Annotated in this window: 16 protein-coding genes and 1 tRNA gene; 9 read left to right on the forward strand and 8 right to left on the reverse strand. The window is 31.6% G+C overall.

Features of this window, described 5'->3' with window-relative positions; genetic code table 11:
• Positions 1-26: 26 nt before the first annotated feature.
• The 3 genes from LOS86_RS02955 to alaS form a co-directional block, all read right to left on the reverse strand.
• The gene (locus LOS86_RS02955; protein WP_231843167.1) at positions 27-797 is read right to left on the reverse strand and encodes a hypothetical protein; all 771 of its coding nucleotides are present in this window, start codon (positions 795-797) and stop codon (positions 27-29) included.
• 10 nt (positions 798-807) lie between these two features.
• Complete coding sequence (locus tag LOS86_RS02960) at positions 808-2,241, reverse strand: hypothetical protein (protein WP_231843168.1); 1,434 nt, start codon at positions 2,239-2,241, stop codon at positions 808-810.
• A 96-nt stretch (positions 2,242-2,337) separates the two neighbouring features.
• On the reverse strand, positions 2,338-4,974 hold the full coding sequence (gene alaS / locus LOS86_RS02965; RefSeq protein ID WP_231843169.1) for an alanine--tRNA ligase: 2,637 nt from the start codon (positions 4,972-4,974) through the stop codon (positions 2,338-2,340).
• 176 nt (positions 4,975-5,150) lie between these two features.
• On the opposite strand from alaS, the gene LOS86_RS02970 reads away from it, so the two are divergent.
• Genes LOS86_RS02970 through LOS86_RS02990 form a run of 5 tightly spaced genes read left to right on the forward strand, consistent with a single transcriptional unit; the run spans position 5,151 to position 8,358 of the window.
• Positions 5,151-6,128: a M23 family metallopeptidase gene (locus LOS86_RS02970; protein WP_231843170.1), complete on the forward strand. Its 978-nt coding sequence runs from the start codon at positions 5,151-5,153 to the stop codon at positions 6,126-6,128.
• A gap of 60 nt (positions 6,129-6,188) precedes the next feature.
• Complete coding sequence (locus tag LOS86_RS02975; RefSeq protein WP_231843171.1) at positions 6,189-6,521, forward strand: MerR family transcriptional regulator; 333 nt, start codon at positions 6,189-6,191, stop codon at positions 6,519-6,521.
• A gap of 31 nt (positions 6,522-6,552) precedes the next feature.
• Positions 6,553-7,158 carry a LemA family protein gene (locus LOS86_RS02980; RefSeq protein ID WP_231843172.1) on the forward strand — a complete coding sequence of 202 codons (606 nt, stop codon included), beginning with the start codon at positions 6,553-6,555 and terminating at the stop codon, positions 7,156-7,158.
• A complete protein-coding gene (locus LOS86_RS02985) occupies positions 7,158-7,595 on the forward strand; it encodes a TPM domain-containing protein (RefSeq protein WP_231843173.1) in 438 nt (145 codons plus the stop codon). Before LOS86_RS02980 ends, LOS86_RS02985 begins: the two co-directional genes overlap by 1 nt.
• 1 nt (position 7,596) lies before the next feature.
• Positions 7,597-8,358: a TPM domain-containing protein gene (locus tag LOS86_RS02990; RefSeq protein WP_231843174.1), complete on the forward strand. Its 762-nt coding sequence runs from the start codon at positions 7,597-7,599 to the stop codon at positions 8,356-8,358.
• 137 nt (positions 8,359-8,495) lie between these two features.
• On the opposite strand, the gene LOS86_RS02995 is transcribed toward LOS86_RS02990, so the two are convergent.
• Positions 8,496-11,282 (reverse strand): outer membrane beta-barrel protein, encoded by a 2,787-nt coding sequence (locus tag LOS86_RS02995; RefSeq protein WP_231843175.1) that lies wholly within the window; start codon positions 11,280-11,282, stop codon positions 8,496-8,498.
• Positions 11,283-11,411: 129 nt separating this feature from the next.
• The gene (gene der / locus LOS86_RS03000; RefSeq protein ID WP_231843176.1) at positions 11,412-12,722 is read right to left on the reverse strand and encodes a ribosome biogenesis GTPase Der; all 1,311 of its coding nucleotides are present in this window, start codon (positions 12,720-12,722) and stop codon (positions 11,412-11,414) included.
• A 241-nt stretch (positions 12,723-12,963) separates the two neighbouring features.
• On the opposite strand from der, the gene LOS86_RS03005 reads away from it, so the two are divergent.
• Positions 12,964-13,455 carry a hypothetical protein gene (locus tag LOS86_RS03005; protein WP_231843177.1) on the forward strand — a complete coding sequence of 164 codons (492 nt, stop codon included), beginning with the start codon at positions 12,964-12,966 and terminating at the stop codon, positions 13,453-13,455.
• Positions 13,456-13,630: 175 nt separating this feature from the next.
• On the opposite strand, the gene LOS86_RS03010 is transcribed toward LOS86_RS03005, so the two are convergent.
• Entirely contained in the window at positions 13,631-14,221 is a 591-nt protein-coding gene (locus LOS86_RS03010) for a hypothetical protein (RefSeq protein ID WP_231843178.1), read from the reverse strand.
• Between the two features lie 49 nt (positions 14,222-14,270).
• On the reverse strand, positions 14,271-15,152 hold the full coding sequence (gene era / locus LOS86_RS03015) for a GTPase Era (protein WP_231843179.1): 882 nt from the start codon (positions 15,150-15,152) through the stop codon (positions 14,271-14,273).
• Between the two features lie 221 nt (positions 15,153-15,373).
• Here era and LOS86_RS03020 point away from each other — a divergent pair.
• The 3 genes from LOS86_RS03020 (at position 15,374) to LOS86_RS03030 (ending at position 17,497) form a co-directional block, all read left to right on the forward strand.
• Positions 15,374-15,446, forward strand: a tRNA-Met gene (locus LOS86_RS03020).
• A gap of 69 nt (positions 15,447-15,515) precedes the next feature.
• Positions 15,516-16,070 (forward strand): hypothetical protein, encoded by a 555-nt coding sequence (locus tag LOS86_RS03025; protein WP_231843180.1) that lies wholly within the window; start codon positions 15,516-15,518, stop codon positions 16,068-16,070.
• Positions 16,071-16,121: 51 nt separating this feature from the next.
• Positions 16,122-17,497 (forward strand): IS3 family transposase gene (locus LOS86_RS03030; RefSeq protein ID WP_374107578.1). Its coding sequence is split into 2 segments (ribosomal slippage): positions 16,122-16,457 and positions 16,460-17,497, totalling 1,374 coding nucleotides; the frame shifts between segments, so codons are not numbered across the junction.
• Between the two features lie 162 nt (positions 17,498-17,659).
• On the opposite strand, the gene LOS86_RS03035 is transcribed toward LOS86_RS03030, so the two are convergent.
• A complete protein-coding gene (locus LOS86_RS03035) occupies positions 17,660-18,502 on the reverse strand; it encodes a restriction endonuclease (protein ID WP_231843181.1) in 843 nt (280 codons plus the stop codon).
• Position 18,503 lies beyond the last annotated feature (1 nt).

An 18,503-nucleotide genomic window follows, 5' to 3' on the forward strand; every position in this document is an offset into this window, starting at 1 on the left:
AGTCAACCTTTTTTAGGACAACTCAATTAGTTATAGAAATACTGACTAATTGAATTGTAATCACTATTGTTAAAATCAATATATGTCTCTGTTGAAGGCATATTATTACCGTTGTAAGTATAAGTTGATCTTTCTTCAAGTGTGTTATCAATTGAAAAATCTAAAGAATTACCAACTATACCCGGATAACCTCTTGTGTAAGATGGTGTCCCAATTACAATTTTGTTAAAACCTGTAACATTAGCAAAAGGACTTACTTTTAAATCAAATGTTGATTCTTCAACCCAGCTAATTTCAAAAGCTGTACCTGGGTCTTCAGTGATTTCTTTTTTGTATGGTTGGTTTCCGTTAAAATAAATTGTTCCAGATGCTATTGTTGTACTGTTTGCTATTGTAATAAAAGAAACAGTTCCATTTGAGTTGTACGTAAAGCTGTCAGTTTCTACATCTCCAAATTCATCTGTTCTGATTGATTTAATTAATCTGCCATTAGAATCATACTCATATACAGTAACTTCTTCATAGCTATCTATACCATCATCAAAAAAATATTCTTCTTTTGTAATTAAATCTCCTGTATAAGTATAGATGGTTTCATCTCTATCATCCAAATCAGAATATGTTCTTGTGATTTTACTTCCGTTATATTCAAATCGAATTGTTTCAACCGTTCCGTCGTCATAAGTTTCGATTATTTTTGTTAGTAATGTTCCTGAAGAGTTGTTTGAATCTTCATCGTTTGAACAAGAAGTTAAAGTAAGTGCAAGAGCACTAAAAAGGTAAAGTAGTTTTTTCATTTTTTGTTAGTTAATTATTAAATTTTAGAATTCTAAATTTATTGTTTTTGTTGTCTTCTTCAATTAAGAAAACCCCATTTTCTGTAATATTTGTTTTGTAATTTAGTTTTGTTGTTTTATTTTTTTTAAAAAAAGATTCAATGTTAGGATTGAAAAAAGTGCTAAATAGAGTTTCAATATTACCATTGTTTTTTCCGATTAAGGTTTCAGAATTAAAACCAGTTGGAAAAGAACCATTCTTAATGCCTTCTCTCATTAAATCATTAACTTTAAATTCGATTTTTTTTGATTTTATAATCTTACCATCTTTTTCGTTTAATGAGAATAAGTGAGCAAAGTTACTGTTGTTACTTTTACTAATTGCAAATCCTATTTGTCCGTTATTTAAATTGTAAAAATCAACTTGCATATGAAAACACAAAGAATTTTTATTAAAATCTTTAGTGTCTACAATTGTTTTTTCCATTTTCCAAATCAATTCTCCTTCAGAATTAAATTTATGAATATAAAAACCGCCAAAAGTTGATTGATAAAAATCATTGTCTTTATCATTTGTATAAAGGCCATATATGTAAAATACATTGTTTTTTAAATCTGTATAGATATTTCCTGTTGCAGTAGAAGACATTTCGTGTCTGCTAGCCATACCTGTGTATGATATTGCATAAGCTCCAAAACCATTAAAAGAAGCTGTGAAGTATTTTTTGTCAAGTTTAATTTCTACGCTTTTTAATGAAAGTATTTCACCATTATAATCATATTTAACAATGTTGTATTTATCATTTGTTCTCTCTTTGTTTAATTCTTTGTTAACCATAAAAAAGAAGTTTTTATGATAACTTGAAAGGCCCCATTTAAGTACTTCTTGATTACTTTCTATTTTAGGAGTTTTAAATTCTGTTTTTTTAACATTCAAATTATTTAAATTTCTGAATAAGAAAATTGAGTTGTCACTTTTTTCATATTTACCTTTTTTGACTTCTATCATTTCTTTTCCAATAATGCATAAATTTTCATTTGAGATAAAGCTAGAGTTATGATCTATATCTTTTGGATAGAAAAAACTTTCGATTTTAGTATCAATTATTCTGCCATCAGGATAAAATATCTTTTTGTCATTTTCAGAAACTGCATATTTGCCATCTATAGAAACTCTTAAATCATAGTATATTGGAGAACTATACATTCCTCTTCCAAAAAAGCCAGGAAGTCCTTTGTAATTGGATTTAAAAGATTTTTCATAATTTAAATTTAATAAACTATCATAGCTTATAATTGTTAAATCTTTGCCTTCTTTACCCATAACAATAAAGGGTTGACCTTGTTTGGAAATTTTATATTGAAGAAGTTCTTCCCCTTTTTTTACATTAAAACTAATCGTTTTGTCTTGCGAATAAAACAAATTGATTGTTGATAAACATATTATAACAAAAGTCTTTTTCATTTTTTGTTTTCTTTAATTTGTAGCTAATATAGAAAAAAACCTACAAAGATTTTGTCTCTAAGTAGGTTTTTAAATAATTTAGAATCTTTCTATTTTTTAATTTAGAAACTCAACAGCCTTCTCCAACGCTTCCTTAATTCCACCTACATTTTTCCCTTTTCCTGATGCAAAGAAAGGTTGTCCACCACCATTTCCATCGATTAATTTTCCTAATTCTCTGATGACGTTTCCAGCGTTTAACCCTTTTTCAGCAACCAATTCTTTTGAAATGTAGCAGTGAATATTTGGTGCATTATCTTCAATTGATGCTAAGAATACAAAAGCATTTGGTTTTGAAGTTCCGATAGCTTGCACTAAATCTTTTGTCGAACTCATTGATAAATCTACTTGTTTGGCTAAAAATTGAATACCATTGATTTCTTGGAAATCGGCAACTAGCGTATTCTTTAATCCTTCGATTTTTTCTTTTAGTAATTGCTCTACTAGTTTTTTCAATTTTGCATTGTCATCTTGTAATGAACCAACCGATTTTAAAACATCTTGCGGGTTTTTCAATACTTCTTTGATTTCTGCCAAAGTATTTTCCTGATTTTTATAGAAATCTTTTACAGCATCACCAGTAATCGCTTCAATACGACGAATTCCAGCAGCAACGGCTCCTTCTGAAACAATTTTGAAATGCCAAATATCAGCCGTGTTTTTCACGTGAATTCCACCACATAATTCTTTACTTTCGCCAAATTCAATCATACGAACAGTATCGCCATATTTTTCTCCAAATAATGCCATCGCACCTTGTGCCATCGCTTGTTGGATTGGAATATTTCTATGTTCTACTAATTGCAATTGCTCTTCGATTCTAGCATTTACATAAGCTTCTACTTGACGTAATTCTTCATCAGAAACTTTAGAAAAATGCGAGAAGTCGAAACGTAAGTAATTTGGGTTTACCAATGAGCCTTTTTGTTCCACATGCGTTCCTAAAATCGTTCTCAAGGCCAAATGCATCAAATGCGTAGCCGAGTGATTTTTAGAAGTCGAAGTTCTTAAATCAGTATTTACTTTTGCCACAAATCCGGCTTCTACATTTTCAGGAAGTTGTTTGGCAAAATGTAAGATTAAGTTATTTTCTTTTTTCGTATCGATAATTTCGATGGTTTCGTTAGCCGAAACTAATGTTCCTTTATCTCCCACTTGTCCACCACCTTCTGGGTAAAACGGGGTGTTGTCTAAAACAATTTGGTACAAAACACCATCTTTTTTAGAATCTACTTTGCGGATTCTAGTGATTTTAACGTTGTTTTCCGTTTGGTCGTAACCAACGAATGTTTCTACATTTCCATCAATTAAAACTTTCCAGTCGTCAGTCGTTACTTCAGAAGCGGCACGAGAACGCGCTTTTTGTTTTTGTAATTCGGTTTCGAATTCAGTTTCATTGAACGAATAGCCTTTTTCTTTTAAAATTAAAGCCGTTAAGTCTTTTGGGAAACCAAAAGTATCGTACAATTCGAATACTTTTTCTCCTGAAACCTCTTTTCCAGCTGTTTCAGCTACTACTTTATCTAATAATTGTAATCCTTGTTCTAAAGTTCTTAAGAAAGAAGCTTCTTCTTCGCGAATTACATTGGTAACCAATTGTTGTTGTGATTTAATCTCAGGGAAAAATTCGCCCATTTGATTCGCTAAAACTTCCACCAATTTGTTGATGAAAGGTTCTTTCGTTCCTAAAAACGTAAATCCGTAACGAATCGCACGGCGTAAAATTCTACGAATAACATAACCTGCTCCTGTGTTTGAAGGCAATTGCCCATCAGCAATAGCGAAAGCAACCGCACGAACATGATCCACAATTACACGAATTGCAATGTTGGTTTTGTTTTGTTCTTCTGATATGTTTTTTACTTCGTTTGAAGTATATTTTAATCCTGTAATTTCTTCAACTTTAGCGATAAGCGGTGTGAAAACATCTGTATCGTAATTTGAAGTTACGTTTTGCATCGCCATACACAAACGCTCAAATCCCATTCCAGTATCCACGTGTTGTGCTGGTAATTTTTCTAACGAACCATCGGCTTTACGGTTGAATTCCATGAATACGTTATTCCAAATTTCCACTACTTGTGGATGATCAGCGTTTACTAAATCTCTTCCTGAAACAGTTGCAAGTTCTGCATCGGTTCTTAAATCGATATGAATTTCAGAACATGGACCACACGGACCTTGGTCGCCCATTTCCCAGAAGTTGTCTTTTTTATTTCCTAAAATAATTCGGTCTTCTGAAACGTATTGTTTCCAAATATCAAACGCTTCTTGGTCAAACGGAACATTCTCTGCTGGATTTCCTTCAAAAACAGAAACATACAAACGGTCTTTATCTAGCTTTAAAACTTCTGTAAGAAATTCCCAAGCCCAAGCCAATGCTTCTTTTTTGAAATAATCGCCAAAGGACCAGTTACCTAACATTTCGAACATGGTGTGATGGTAAGTATCAAAACCTACATCTTCTAAATCATTGTGTTTTCCAGAAACACGAAGACATTTTTGCGTATCGGCAATTCTAGGACTTTTTGGAGTTCCATTGCCTAAGAAAAATTCTTTGAATTGTGCCATACCCGAGTTGTTAAACATAAGGGTTGGGTCGTCTTTTAAAACGATTGGCGCAGAAGGAACAATTAAATGTCCTTTTGATTCAAAAAAGTTAAGGTATGCTTTACGAATGTCTTGCGATTTCATTATCAATAATTTAGTTCTGATTTTTACTGTTTATGATTGCTGGAAAACAAACCATTAGTTTTAAAAAACATTTCAACTAAAAAATAAAATAGCTTTAAAATGAAACATTTCTTAAATTTGTTCGTATAACCTATGTCAACCAATAAATTTGGCACAAAAATAGTATATTTTCATTTATGTCGAAGGTAAAATATTATTACGATTCAGAAAATTTAGCATATAAGCGCATTCTGCCTAAAAAGAGAAAGAAATTCGCCTACGTAATGCTGTTTTTATTGTCTTCGGCATTGTTTGGTTTTTTGAGTTTTGTACTGTTGATTAATACAAGTTATTTTGAAACACCAAAAGATAAAATTCAAGCCAGAGAAATTGAAGCATTGAAATTAAATTACACTGTGTTAAATAAAAAGTTGGATTTAATGGACGATGTTTTAGAAGCAATTGAAAACAGAGACAATAATATTTACCGAATTTATTTTAATGCCACTCCCATTTCTGAAGAAGAGCGAAAAGCTGGATTTGGAGGTGTGAATCGATATAAAGATTTACAAGGTTTTAATAATTCTGATTTGATAGAAAACACGACTAGACGAGTAGATGTATTAACAAAAGAGTTAGTTATTCAATCGAAATCATTAGATGAAATTGTGGCTTTGGCAAAACAAAAAGAGAAGTTGTTAGCGGCAATTCCAGCTATACAACCTGTTAAAAATGAAGATTTAAAACAAATGGCGTCAGGTTTTGGTTATCGAAGCGACCCGTTTACTAAAATTAGAAAATTCCATTACGGAATGGATTTCACAGCAAGAACAGGAACGCCAATTTACGCTACAGGTGACGGTGTAGTATACAAAGCAGATGCTTCCTTATCAGGTTACGGAAATCATATTGAAATCAATCACGGTTTTGGTTATAAAACCTTGTATGCGCATTTGAGTAAATACAAATGTCGTCCAGGTCAAAAAGTAAAACGTGGTGATATTATCGGTTATGTAGGAAGTACAGGAAGAAGTCAGGCACCACATTTGCATTATGAAGTTTTTAAAAATGGAGAGCGTGTAAATCCGCTGAATTTCTATTATGGAAGTATTTCGGCAAAAGAATATATAGAAATTTCAAAATTAGCGAACCAAGAAAATCAATCGTTGGATTAACGATTTAAGATTGATGATTAACGATTTCAGAAGTTTTGAACTTGTAATTGAATTTGAAAAATGCATTTAGAATTAACACCAAATAAAAGATATTATAGCATTGGCGAAATTGCTAAGGCTTTCAATGTTAATGCTTCTTTAATACGTTTTTGGGACAAAGAATTTGATATTCTAAAACCAAAGAAAAACGCCAAAGGAAATCGAATGTTTACACCTGAAGACGTGAAGAATTTACAACTGATATATCATTTGGTAAAAGAGCGCGGATTTACGTTAGAAGGAGCCAAAATGCATCTGAAAGAAGGTCAGAAAAAAACGCTTGATAAATTTGAAATCATAAGTAAATTAGAAACAATTAAAGCGCAATTAAACACAATTAAAAATCAACTTTAAACAATAAACAAACTTTAAAAATTAAAAAAAAATGATTAAAAAATTTTTACCTTATATGATAGGTGGTGGGTTATTATTAATCCTTGTATTTTGGTATATCAGTGTTAAAAATGGAGCTGTTACAGTAGACCAAGCTGTGAAAAAGGAATGGGGTAATGTAGAAACTTCATACCAAAGACGTAATGACTTAATTGGGAATTTGGTTAAAACAGTAAAAGGGGCAGCTGATTTTGAAAAAACTACCCTAGAAGCAGTTATTTCTGCAAGATCTAAAGCTACTTCAGTAAATATTGATCCAACAAACATTACTCCAGAACAGTTTGAGCAATTTAATCAAGCTCAAAGTGGTGTTTCTTCTGCGTTGTCAAGATTATTGGTAACTGTAGAAAAATATCCAGAGTTACGAGCAAATGAGAATTTTAGAATGCTTCAAAATGAATTAACAAGTACAGAAAATCAGATTTTAACAGCTAGAACTCGTTTTAATGAAGCTGTTGAAAAATATAATAATTATGTGTTAAAAATGCCAAGAAGTTTTATTTTGTCTGATTACAAAGAAAAAGCATTATTTAAATCAGTTGCTGGTGCTGAAAAACCAGTTGACGTAGAATTTGACTTTAATAACGAGAAAAAATAATGTCTAAAACAGAAGATTTCTTATCAAAAGCAGACGAACAAGAAATTGTTCAAGCGATTATTGAAGCGGAAAAAAACACTTCGGGAGAAATCAGAGTGCATTTAGAAGAACATACACAAAAATCACCTCTTGACCGAGCTCAGGAGGTTTTTTTTGAACTTAACATGCACGAAACTAAAGATAGAAACGGAGTGCTTTTTTATGTAGGAATTTCAGATAAAAAGTTTGCAATTATTGGCGATCAAGGGATTAATAATGTAGTAGAAACTGATTTTTGGAATAGTACTAAAGATATTGTGATTGCCAATTTTAAAGAAGGAAATTTTAAAAGCGGTCTAATTGAAGGAATTAAAAGCGCAGGAGAACGTTTAAAAAAATATTTTCCGTATCAATCGGATGATACAAATGAATTGTCTAACGAAATTTCGAGAGGTTAAAATGAGAAAACTAATTTTACTAGTATTTTTCCTTTCTGGAATTTATGCTAATGCCCAATTCACTATTCCTAAGGTACCATCTTTTCAAACAAGTGTTTATGATTATGCTGATGTTTTAAATCCAGTTGAAGAAAAAGAATTAGAAAATAAATTAATTCGCTATTCAGATTCTACAACAACACAAATAGTTGTCATAACTATTGATGATTTAAAAGGAGAATCTATTGGAATTTTGACTCCAAGATGGGCACACGAATGGGGAATTGGTCAAGAAAAAGAGGATAATGGAATTCTGATTTTACTCTCAAAGAACGATAGAGAAATTTGGATTGCTCCAGGATACGGAGTAGAAGACCGATTAACAGCTGGAATCAACGGAGAGCTTATCCGAAATATCATTATTCCCGAATTCAAAGCTGGAAGTTATTACAACGGTTTAGACAAAGGTGCCGATGCGATTTTTGAAGTTTTAAAAGGCAAATACAAAGGTTCTAGAAAAGAGTCAAATAATCCATTGCCTTTTATTTTAATTGTAATTTTCATAATAATCTTGATTGTTTTGTCTTCAAGAGGAAGAAAAGGTGGCGGAAACTTTAGAGGAGGTGGAGGCTTAGATTTGGGTGATATCATCATTCTAAGTAGTCTTGGAAGAGGAAACGGAGGATTTGGTGGTGGAGGCTTTGGGGGCGGTTCATCAGGAGGCTTTGGCGGTGGCTTTGGCGGTGGTGGTTTCTCTGGTGGTGGTGCTGGCGGAAGTTGGTAGTTTAAATTATTATTATCTACCTTGTCATTCCGATTAAAGAGGAATCTCCTACAAAGTAGGCTTACTTTGAGCACAGCGAAAATAAACTTGTACTTGAAAAATAAAAAACTCGTTAGCTTTACTAACGAGTTTTTTATTTAGTCCATGAAAATTATGCCATTGCTATCATTCTTTTTGCCTCCAAATTTTTCTAATTTATAAGTTAATGAAAACATTGCATATTGTTGTAATACCATGTTTTCCATATCGGTAATAGCGGTTGGAGTTATCGTTCTAGTGGCACTAATATTTTGATTTAATACATCATACACTTTTACCTTAGCTAGTAGTTTGTCTTGGAAAAAATTATATCCTAAACTTAAATTCCATAAATAGAAATCTTTTTGGAAACCATCAGCAATATTTGAGTTATAATTATAACCAAAGTCACTTCCGATAACTACTTTTTTTGGCCAATAACTCGTGATTTCTAACTTAGCACTGTGTTTGAAATTTTTAGTATTTTCAATAACGTAATTAGTAAAATCATTATTAATGTAAGTGTAGCGATAAGACGGATTAATTGTTATCATTTCGTCAATTGACCAAGTCAGATTAACTCTCGGATTAAAAGTTAATCCTTTTGATTCAAATAATTCAGCATTAGTTAATCCTTGGTTGTAATCGTAACCCAGTTGCATTCCAAAACCATATTTAAAAGTTCGCTTTTCTTTCTTTAAAGATTTATTATAATTAAATCCTATATAAGTATTGTAAGCTCGGTCTACGTTTTGGTAAGTTGTTGTGGCTTTAAAATCAGAATCATATGTTGTTGAAGCTACGATTTTATTTACATTGTAATCTCCACCTATGTAAGCATATAAACCACTTCGAGTAGCATAATCGTAATTATTAAAATTGGTATAAATAGAATAATTTTCATTTGGTTTTAAATCGGCATTTCCAATAATGGTATTTAATGGATTGCCTAAGTTTTGAAATGGTAAAATTTGATTGGCCGTTGGTAAATTTACTTCGTAAGAATAATAGCTATAAATTGATTTTGATTTGCCCAATGTAATACTAACATATCCATTCATTTTAGGATACATGTAGTTTTTGTTAACTGTTGTTTTATTCGATAAATAATCCGATTGATTATTGAAATTGATAATTTCAGTTCCCATAGAAATATTTCCTCTGATGTTTTTCTTGCGAATACTTACACCTACCATGGGTGTTACTGAAGAAGTAGATGAGATAATAGAATTAGAAAGTAAATCGTTAAAATCAGAATAGATATTTAATCCGTTATTAAAATCGTAAGTTGCTCTAGTGTCTGTGGATTTTTTGTATCTGTAAACGGCTTTGAAATTTAATGACAAAGAATCTTGTAATGGTTCATTATATCCCATTTCTGCTCTAAAACTATCGTTTTTAGATTCGTCTAAACGTAATTGGTCACGAATATCACTAGAACTTCCCGATTGAAAAAAGGTAGTGGTTGTTTTGGTAACTAAATCCGATTCGTTTTTACTGTTTTCGTTATTGAAAGAAGCACTAATTCCTCTCCCTTTTTTCTTTAAACTTTTATAAAAATAAATATCGTTTCTAAATGAATTGTTTTGGCTAGCCCAATTATTATTCGTTGTATTTTCATTCAATGTTGCTCCAAATTCATCAAAAGTGTTATCAAATCCTGAGTTTTTATTTTTAATTTCATTTTTTGAAAAACTAGGATTCATATATAACGTTGTTGTAGAATCAATTTTTATTTCAAAATCCATCGAAATATTATGTCCGTCAGTTGTAGATTTTGTTGTTGACTCAGCTAATGTGTTTGTGTTGCCAGTAGGTAATAAATTGATTCTATTGGTTCTGCTTTTATTGTTTGTTTCAGCATTTGAGTAATAGTAACTCCCGTTAGGATTGATTTTCTTTTTAGCCCACTCATCTGCGAAATTTACCCCAATCATATTTGATTGTGTTATTCCTGTAGAACCACCAAATTGCATTCCATTAATTCCAAAGCTTCCGTTATCGTTTACCCAAATAGAGCTATTTCTTCCTCCGCCCATGTTGTCAAAGATTTCATCCATTGAAAATCCAATTGAATTCACATTATTGGAAGAACCTAAAATACTTATTTTTTGCGTGTCTTTGAAATAATTAAAAAGCATGCTGGATTCATATCGATCATCAGTTCCATAACCTGCATTTACTTTTCCAAAAACACCTTTGTTTTTATCTTCTTGTATAGTAAGATTTATGGTTTTTTCATCAGAAGTTGCATTTTGACCTGATAATTCTTCTTCTTTAGTTTTGGTGTCAACTACTTGAACTTTGTCAATTATCTCGGCAGGTAAATTTTGAGTTGCAATTTTTCCATCTTTGCCAAAGAAAGGCTTTCCGTTTACAAGAATATTATTAACTTCTTTTCCATTTACCGTTATTTTTCCTTCTTCATCAATTTCAACACCAGGAAGTTGTTTAAGTAACGCTTCCACATTCGCATCAGGTCTAACTTTAAAAGAAGATGCATTAAATTCTAAGGTATCATTTTTTATGGTAACGGGTGGTGCTTCAGATTGAATAACAACTTCTTTTAAATCACTCACATTTTCTTCAAGTCTGATAGATCCAAAATCTTTATCAGCAGTAATTTTTTCAATTTTTTCTGAATAATCCTTATAGCCGATATATGAAATTTTAAATAAAACTCCAGTTTCTATTTTTTTTGTTTTAAATGAAAAATTTCCATTCTTATCTGAAATTGTATAATCAATTAAAGTGGAATCAATTGCCGATTTTATGTAAATAGTTGCTGATTCAAGTGGAATAGAAGTGTTTTTGTCAATGATTTTTCCTTTTAACACAAAAGTGCTTTGGCTGTAACTAAAAATTGAAAATAGAAATACTGCAATGAAAGAAATTTTCTTACCCATAAAAATGAAATAGTTTTATTAAAATCTTATAAACCACGAATTACTATATTTATTGTGTAAATAAAAATTTTCTTACGAAAAATTTAACAATCTTAATAAAAAACCGAAGCGTAAACTTCGGTTTTTCAACTATTTCTGTCTGAAATAAATATCAATTGGAACGCCACTAAAATTGTAGTTTTCTCTTAATTTGTTTTCAATAAAACGTTTGTATGGGTCTTTAACATATTGTGGTAAATTCGCAAAAAACACAAACTGAGGTGTTGGTGTTGGCAACTGCATACAATATTTAATCTTGATGTATTTTCCTTTTAATGCTGGTGGTGGCGTTGCTTCTATAATTGGCAACATCAACTCGTTGAATTTTGAAGTCGAAATACGTTGTTTTCTGTTTTCAAAAACTTCCACGGCAGTTTCTAATGCTTTTAATAAACGTTGTTTAGTTAAAGCGGAAACGAATAAAATCGGCACATCAGTAAAAGGAGCAATTTCTTCTCTAATTTTTCTTTCGTAATCACGAGTCGTCATGGTGTCTTTTTCAACCAAATCCCATTTGTTCACTAAGATTACAATTCCTTTACGGTTTTTTTCTGCCAACCAAAAAATACTTTGATCTTGCCCCTCAAATCCGCGAGTGGCATCGATAACTAATAAACATACATCACTGTGCTCAATTGCTCTTACCGAACGCATTACCGAGTAAAATTCTAAATCTTCTTTTACTTTCGCTTTACGTCTAATTCCGGCAGTGTCAACTAAGTTGAACTCGAATCCAAAACGGTTGTATTTTGTGTCAATTGCATCACGAGTTGTTCCTGCAATATCCGTTACTACAAATCTATCTTCACCAATTAAAGCATTGATGAATGATGATTTTCCAGCATTTGGTCTTCCCACTACACAAAATCTTGGTAACGGATTTTCCTCTTCAACTGCGTCTGGTAATTCAGGTAAAACTTCTACAATTTTATCTAATAATTCTCCCGTTCCACTTCCGCTCATTCCCGAAATCGTGAAATAATCACCTAATCCTAAGTTGTAGAATTCCACCGCGTCTTTTTCACGCATGGCATTATCCACTTTATTTACAACTAAAATAACGGGTTTTTTAACTTTTCGAAGTAACTTAGCTACTTCATCATCCATTGGCGTAATGCCTTCCTCAACATCTACTACAAAAACAATAGCATCTGCTTCGTCAATAGCTAATTCTACTTGACGACGAATCTCTCCTTCAAAAATATCATCCGAACCTTTTACATAACCTCCGGTATCAATTACCGAAAACTCTTTTCCGTTCCACTCACTTTTTCCATAATTTCTATCACGCGTAACACCGCTTACCGAGTCAACAATAGCTTCTCTTCGCTGAATTAAACGGTTAAAAAATGTGGATTTTCCAACATTTGGTCTTCCTACAATGGCAACAATATTGTTCATAATCTTATTTTGAATCGGCAAAAGTACGATTTTTTTTGGAGCTTTTTCCAGCTATCCATTACAACTCCACAATTTTACGTCTTTTTTTCTAAATTTATTGCAGCAGCTTCTAAGGTCGCTACCACAATAAAAAGAAAAAATAGGTGTAAAATTTGCGGGGTTTTCATTGTTATCTGGGCTAGATTGAAAAATTTGTTCAACATTTGTTAAAAATTTATATATTCGCATAAATCCCAAGTGTATGGAACCCGAAAAAAGCATCGCACTTCGCCCCAGATTTGAAGTGGAATCAAAAAATAGTGTTGCGCAAATCTTAGAAAGAGCAAAACAACTAAAAACGGAACTTAAAGCTGATTACCAAATCAAAATCATAGACGAACATTTGTATTTCTATTTCAGTAAAGAAAAACGAAAATACTATTCGCCTTTCTTGCATTTGGAACTAGAAGCCAACGAAGGCAAAACCACCGTAAAAGGCTTGTTTGGTCCAGAGCAATTGTTATGGACGCTTTTTATGTTTTTACATTTTATCATTGCAGGATTGTTTTTGGTTTTTGCTATGATGGCTTACACGCATTGGTCGCTAAAACAATCTACAATTCTAGATTTTAGTATTATGGGAATTATGGTGATTTTTTGGTTTTCGCTCTATTTTATGGCAAGATTAAACAGAGAACGCGGTGTGCCACAAATGCACGAATTAGAAGATTTAATGTATAAGGTTTTGGAATAAAAGATACCTGATGAATATTCATCAGGTATCTTTTATCTTTCTTCTGCGGCTTGCTCTCAGTGGCGTCGCACCAACACCAAGCCATTACCAATATTACAAAACATTCCATTCAGCAGCGGATTTTCCGTAGAAAAATCCAGAAGTAGCTATTGAAGCAAACAGTGTTATGTACAGTTTATTTGATTTCAAATTGCTTCACCATCCAATGATTAGAATGATTAGTAATTAAATCAGTTTTTATAATTTCATCTTTAGAAATCAGAAAATTATATACTTTTAAAGGAATTGAATCTGGGTATTCTGTCAGACCTTCATTAAGAACTTTTACAGCTTCCTCATTTTGTCCACTTGTGTCCAAAGCTTCAAATTTATAGATGTAAATTAATACAGGTATTTTATTAAAAATATTTTTAAACTCATAAGCTATGTCCGTCATTAATTCTACTTGAAATTTTGTATTTGGTTTTTTACCAACAGCTGCCGTTTGACTTATGTGATTTTGGTATGCCATAAACATTAAAAGTAAATGTCTATTTTTAGTTTTTCTATTTTGATATAGTTTATCAATTTTTTTTGGTATATCGGCATTTAATTCACCCAAATCAGATTGTAAAGCTTGTGCATAAAATTCATCTAATAAATTGAAAATTGCTTTATCTTGATTATCGATCTTTGTTTCGCTTCGGAATTGATTTATACGTTCTTCATTAGGTTGAGAAAACAATTTGAATGAAATAAAGAAAATGATTATAATAAATTTTTTCATTGTTTAATTTTAGATTCTAGTTTTGATTAAATTACACTTATCTATCATCTTATTTTTGGTTATACCCAAAACGTCTCAACTGACGTTCGTTATTTCTCCAATCTTTATTTACTTTAACGTAAGTTTCTAGATGAATTTGTTTTCCAAAGAATTTTTCTAAATCTTCACGGGCTTGAATTCCAACTTTCTTCAAAGCAGCACCTTTATGTCCGATGATGATTCCTTTTTGCGTATCGCGTTCTACCATAATTACAGCACGAATTCTAATAATGTTGTCATCTTCTTTGAATTCTTCCGTTTCAATTTCAACCGCATACGGAATTTCTTTATCGTAATTCAACAAGATTTTTTCACGAATAGTTTCATTCACAAAGAAACGCTCTGGTTTATCGGTTAAAGCATCTTTTGGGTAAAAGGGTGGCGATTGTGGTAATAATTCTATAATTCTGTCAAACACAACCTGAACATTAAAGTTTTCTAACGCTGAAATCGGATAAATTTCGGCATTAGGGACTTTTTCTTTCCACAATTGCATTTGTTCTTCTAATTGTTCTTGATTCGATTTATCAATTTTATTTAACAACAATAATACTGGAATCTTAGAGTGAATAATTTTATTGAAAAACGCTTCGTCTTTTAATTCTTTTTCGCCAATTTCTACCATGTAAATCAATACATCGGCATCTTCAAAAGCTGATTTTACAAAATCCATCATCGAACTTTGTAATTCATATGCTGGTTTGATAATTCCAGGGGTGTCTGAGAATAAAACTTGAAAATCATCACCATTAACAATACCTAAAATACGGTGTCTTGTAGTTTGTGCTTTCGATGTAATAATAGAAAGACGCTCGCCTACAAACGCATTCATAAGAGTTGATTTTCCTACATTCGGGTTACCAATTATGTTGACATAGCCTGCTTTATGCATGAGAATTATTTTTAAAGTGTAACATTTTTAACCGAATGTCCACTGGACATTCTCCTCTTAATATCAAATCAATGATATTTACATAACCTGCTCTGTGCTCCATTTCAATAAATTTATGGGTACAAAGGTAGTGATAACGCCTGAAATAGTGGAAAGAAAACATTATTTTTAAAAAAAGTCTTGTAATTTTAAATAAAGATTGTACCTTTGCACTCACAAATCGCGGGATAGAGCAGTAGGCAGCTCGTCGGGCTCATAACCCGAAGGTCACAGGTTCGAGTCCTGTTCCCGCTACTAAGTAGAAAAAAGTCCGCTAAGGCTTTAAAGTAAAAGGTTTTGAATACTTTTCAAAACCTTTTTTTTATGTCCAAAATTCTTAGTATCTTACAAATCGTAAACGAAACCGTAAACGATTTTAACTTGAAGCCAAAACGAAATTTTACCGAACCTAAAATCTATACCGGAGGTATTGAGATTAGCAAATGGTCCAAATATTCTAAAGCAGAACAACAAGAAGCTTTAGATAAAAACTGGTTTGTCTATTTTTCTTTTCGTAATTCTAAAACAGGTTTTTTAGAAAAACAACCCTTTATCAAAGGAGGAGTAAATCGCTATAAAACCAAAGAAGAGCGAATGGAAATCTTAGAAACCTATCGCCGAAATTTACTTCGAATCTTAAAAGAAGGCTACAACCCATATGACGAAAAAGGCACACAAAACGAAATTAAATCCGTAAAAGAAGCCTTTGCTTTCGCACTGGATATCAAAAAGAATATGATGACCGAGAATTCATTTATTCGTTTTAAATCCAGAATCAAACGTTTTGAAAAGTATTTAGAAGAAAAAGGATATTTATTTCGTTTTATAACTTCTGTGGAAAAATCTACAGTTGTAAATCGTCAGCAAAAAGTGGACTGATTTAGATCAAAACTAAGAGAGTGTTTTCAAAATCTTTAAATTTGAATTATCATGAAAACACCAAAGAAAAAAACAGCAGAAAATTTCATCAAAGACATTCGTAGAAACACACGAAGAATCTTTAGTTCTGAACAGAAAATCCAAATCGTAATGGAAGCTTTACGAGCAGAAATGTCAGTTGCAGAATTGTGTCGTAAGTATTCCATTAATGAATCTCAGTTTTATAAGTGGAATAAAGAGTTTTTAGAAGCTGGTAAAAAGCGATTAGCAGGCGACATAACAAGAGAAGCCACGAGTGATGAAGTAGCAGAACTCAAGAGGGAAAACCAACGTTTAAAAGAAATGGTTGCGGATTTAGTATTACGCTATGATATCGTAAAAAAAAGCTTGGAAATGCTGGATTAACTGATAAATTCAAGAAGTACATGCGACTTACAGTATCCGAAAAACAAGAAATTATTCACATGGTTACTCGTTCAGAAATTGGCGTAAACCGAACACTTCGGGAGATTGGAATCAATAAAAGTACGTTTTACAATTGGTATCATGCTTACAGCGAAAATGGTGTTGAAGGTTTAATTCCAACTAAAAGAACATCAAACAGACAATGGAATAGCATTCCACAAGAACAGAAGAATTTGGTTGTGAAATTAGCTTTAGATTATCCTGATTTATCCTCACGGGAATTAGCTTGTAAAATGACCGATGAACAGCAAATATTTCTATCAGAATCAAGTGTTTATCGAATTTTAAAAGCAAGAGGGTTAATTACAGCTCCAGCTCATATTTTCCTGAGTGCAGGCGATGAATTTACAGATAAAACAGGCTTTGTTCATCAAATGTGGCAAACTGATTTTACGTACTTTAAAATCTTAGGATGGGGATGGTATTATCTGAGTACGGTTTTGGATGATTACAGCAGGTATATTGTGCACTGGGAACTTTGTTCTAATATGAAAGCCGATAATGTAAAAAGAACCGTTGATACCGCAATTCAAAAAGCAAAATTGATTACCAAACAAAAACCAAAGTTACTATCTGATAATGGCTCGTGTTATATTGCAAGTGAACTAAAATCATATTTAAAAGACAATTATCAAATGGAACAAGTGCATGGTAGACCCAATCATCCGCAAACACAAGGAAAGATTGAAAGATACCATAGAACCACGAAAAATGTGGTAAAACTCGATAATTACTTCGCTCCAGAAGAATTAGAAGCTGCTTTGAAAAAGTTTGTTGAACGATACAATAATGAACGATATCATGAATCATTAAACAACTTAACACCTGCAGATATTTATTTTGGAAGAGGAGAAATGATATTAAAAGAAAGAGAAAAATTAAAGAAAATTGCAATTATTAATCGCAGAAATGAGTACCAAAAAATAAAATTAACAACAAATAATAAAAACATTTATCTTTGAATTATTAACTAAATACTCTCTTAGGAAAAGTCCACTTTAGTTTGAAGACATACAGTTGTTCATTTAGGTCTGTTTGTAGATTTATTATTTTTTGATTCAAAGTCTTAAAATATTTAAAGATATAGTTTTAATAATTTGATGAGTTCCTAATCGAATAAATATTTATATTTTATAAAGTTCCTTAACTTCATTCAGAATTTTTACTATTCTATCAGATGTAATCTGCATTTTTTCTAATACAATTTTATTTTCATAAAGTTCTTTAACTAAAATTATATCTTTAGAAATAAGAGTTGTTTTTTCGTCTTTTGAAAGATTTATTAAAGTAGTAATTGGATAAAGATCAAATGAATCAATATTGTCTTTAATTCCGTTATTTAACGGATAATCCCAACTAAGTAAAGTTAAACCAACGCATTTCGCATAATTTATTGCATCAATAGTAAACCTGGTATTAGTAACCAACCAGCCTTGTTTGAGATATGTAGTGTTTTTAGAATTAGTATTCCACTGTTTTTGGATGTCTAAAAATCTTGAATTAATGTATAAAGGAATTTTTACATTACTAACTGCATTAGCGTCAGAATGAAATTTGCATTCAATTGCATAAACGCTTCCTTCTTTTTCAGCTAAAACATCTATTTCGTGGGTAACGCATTCGCCATATAAAATTACACTGACAGAGGTTTTAAATCCTTTTTCTCTCAATAATGCTGCAACTAATCTTTCAAAAGGATAACCTGTAGGACCTAAATCAAAAATGGCACGTTTTAGACTATATCGAGAAGCAGATGTTCTGTTTGATTTTTTTAAATAAGCAAACACTTTTTTATATATTTCATTTGAAGAAATACCATCATAAATTTCAGTTTGTATTTTTGAAATAATGTTTTCAATTTCTTCTTCAGATGCACCACTACGTAGTAGTGAATGTTCTAATTTTTGAGTTGAAAATGGTTCAACATCAAAAGAATTCTTTTTAATAAAAATTGGTTTTTGTTTCATA

Source organism: Flavobacterium cyclinae (assembly GCF_021172145.1).
In the GTDB taxonomy this organism is placed as follows: Bacteria; Bacteroidota; Bacteroidia; order Flavobacteriales; family Flavobacteriaceae; genus Flavobacterium; species Flavobacterium cyclinae.

Excerpts from the sequence above, each read along its gene's own strand:
- LOS86_RS02955 (WP_231843167.1), bottom strand. The coding sequence starts at position 797 with ATGAAAAAACTACTTTACCTTTTTAGTGCTCTTGCACTTACTTTAACT.
- LOS86_RS02960 (WP_231843168.1), bottom strand. The coding sequence starts at position 2,241 with ATGAAAAAGACTTTTGTTATAATATGTTTATCAACAATCAATTTGTTT.
- alaS (WP_231843169.1), bottom strand. The coding sequence starts at position 4,974 with ATGAAATCGCAAGACATTCGTAAAGCATACCTTAACTTTTTTGAATCA.
- LOS86_RS02970 (WP_231843170.1), top strand. The coding sequence starts at position 5,151 with ATGTCGAAGGTAAAATATTATTACGATTCAGAAAATTTAGCATATAAG.
- LOS86_RS02975 (WP_231843171.1), top strand. The coding sequence starts at position 6,189 with ATGCATTTAGAATTAACACCAAATAAAAGATATTATAGCATTGGCGAA.
- LOS86_RS02980 (WP_231843172.1), top strand. The coding sequence starts at position 6,553 with ATGATTAAAAAATTTTTACCTTATATGATAGGTGGTGGGTTATTATTA.
- LOS86_RS02985 (WP_231843173.1), top strand. The coding sequence starts at position 7,158 with ATGTCTAAAACAGAAGATTTCTTATCAAAAGCAGACGAACAAGAAATT.
- LOS86_RS02990 (WP_231843174.1), top strand. The coding sequence starts at position 7,597 with ATGAGAAAACTAATTTTACTAGTATTTTTCCTTTCTGGAATTTATGCT.
- LOS86_RS02995 (WP_231843175.1), bottom strand. The coding sequence starts at position 11,282 with ATGGGTAAGAAAATTTCTTTCATTGCAGTATTTCTATTTTCAATTTTT.
- der (WP_231843176.1), bottom strand. The coding sequence starts at position 12,722 with ATGAACAATATTGTTGCCATTGTAGGAAGACCAAATGTTGGAAAATCC.
- LOS86_RS03005 (WP_231843177.1), top strand. The coding sequence starts at position 12,964 with ATGGAACCCGAAAAAAGCATCGCACTTCGCCCCAGATTTGAAGTGGAA.
- LOS86_RS03010 (WP_231843178.1), bottom strand. The coding sequence starts at position 14,221 with ATGAAAAAATTTATTATAATCATTTTCTTTATTTCATTCAAATTGTTT.
- era (WP_231843179.1), bottom strand. The coding sequence starts at position 15,152 with ATGCATAAAGCAGGCTATGTCAACATAATTGGTAACCCGAATGTAGGA.
- LOS86_RS03025 (WP_231843180.1), top strand. The coding sequence starts at position 15,516 with ATGTCCAAAATTCTTAGTATCTTACAAATCGTAAACGAAACCGTAAAC.
- LOS86_RS03035 (WP_231843181.1), bottom strand. The coding sequence starts at position 18,502 with ATGAAACAAAAACCAATTTTTATTAAAAAGAATTCTTTTGATGTTGAA.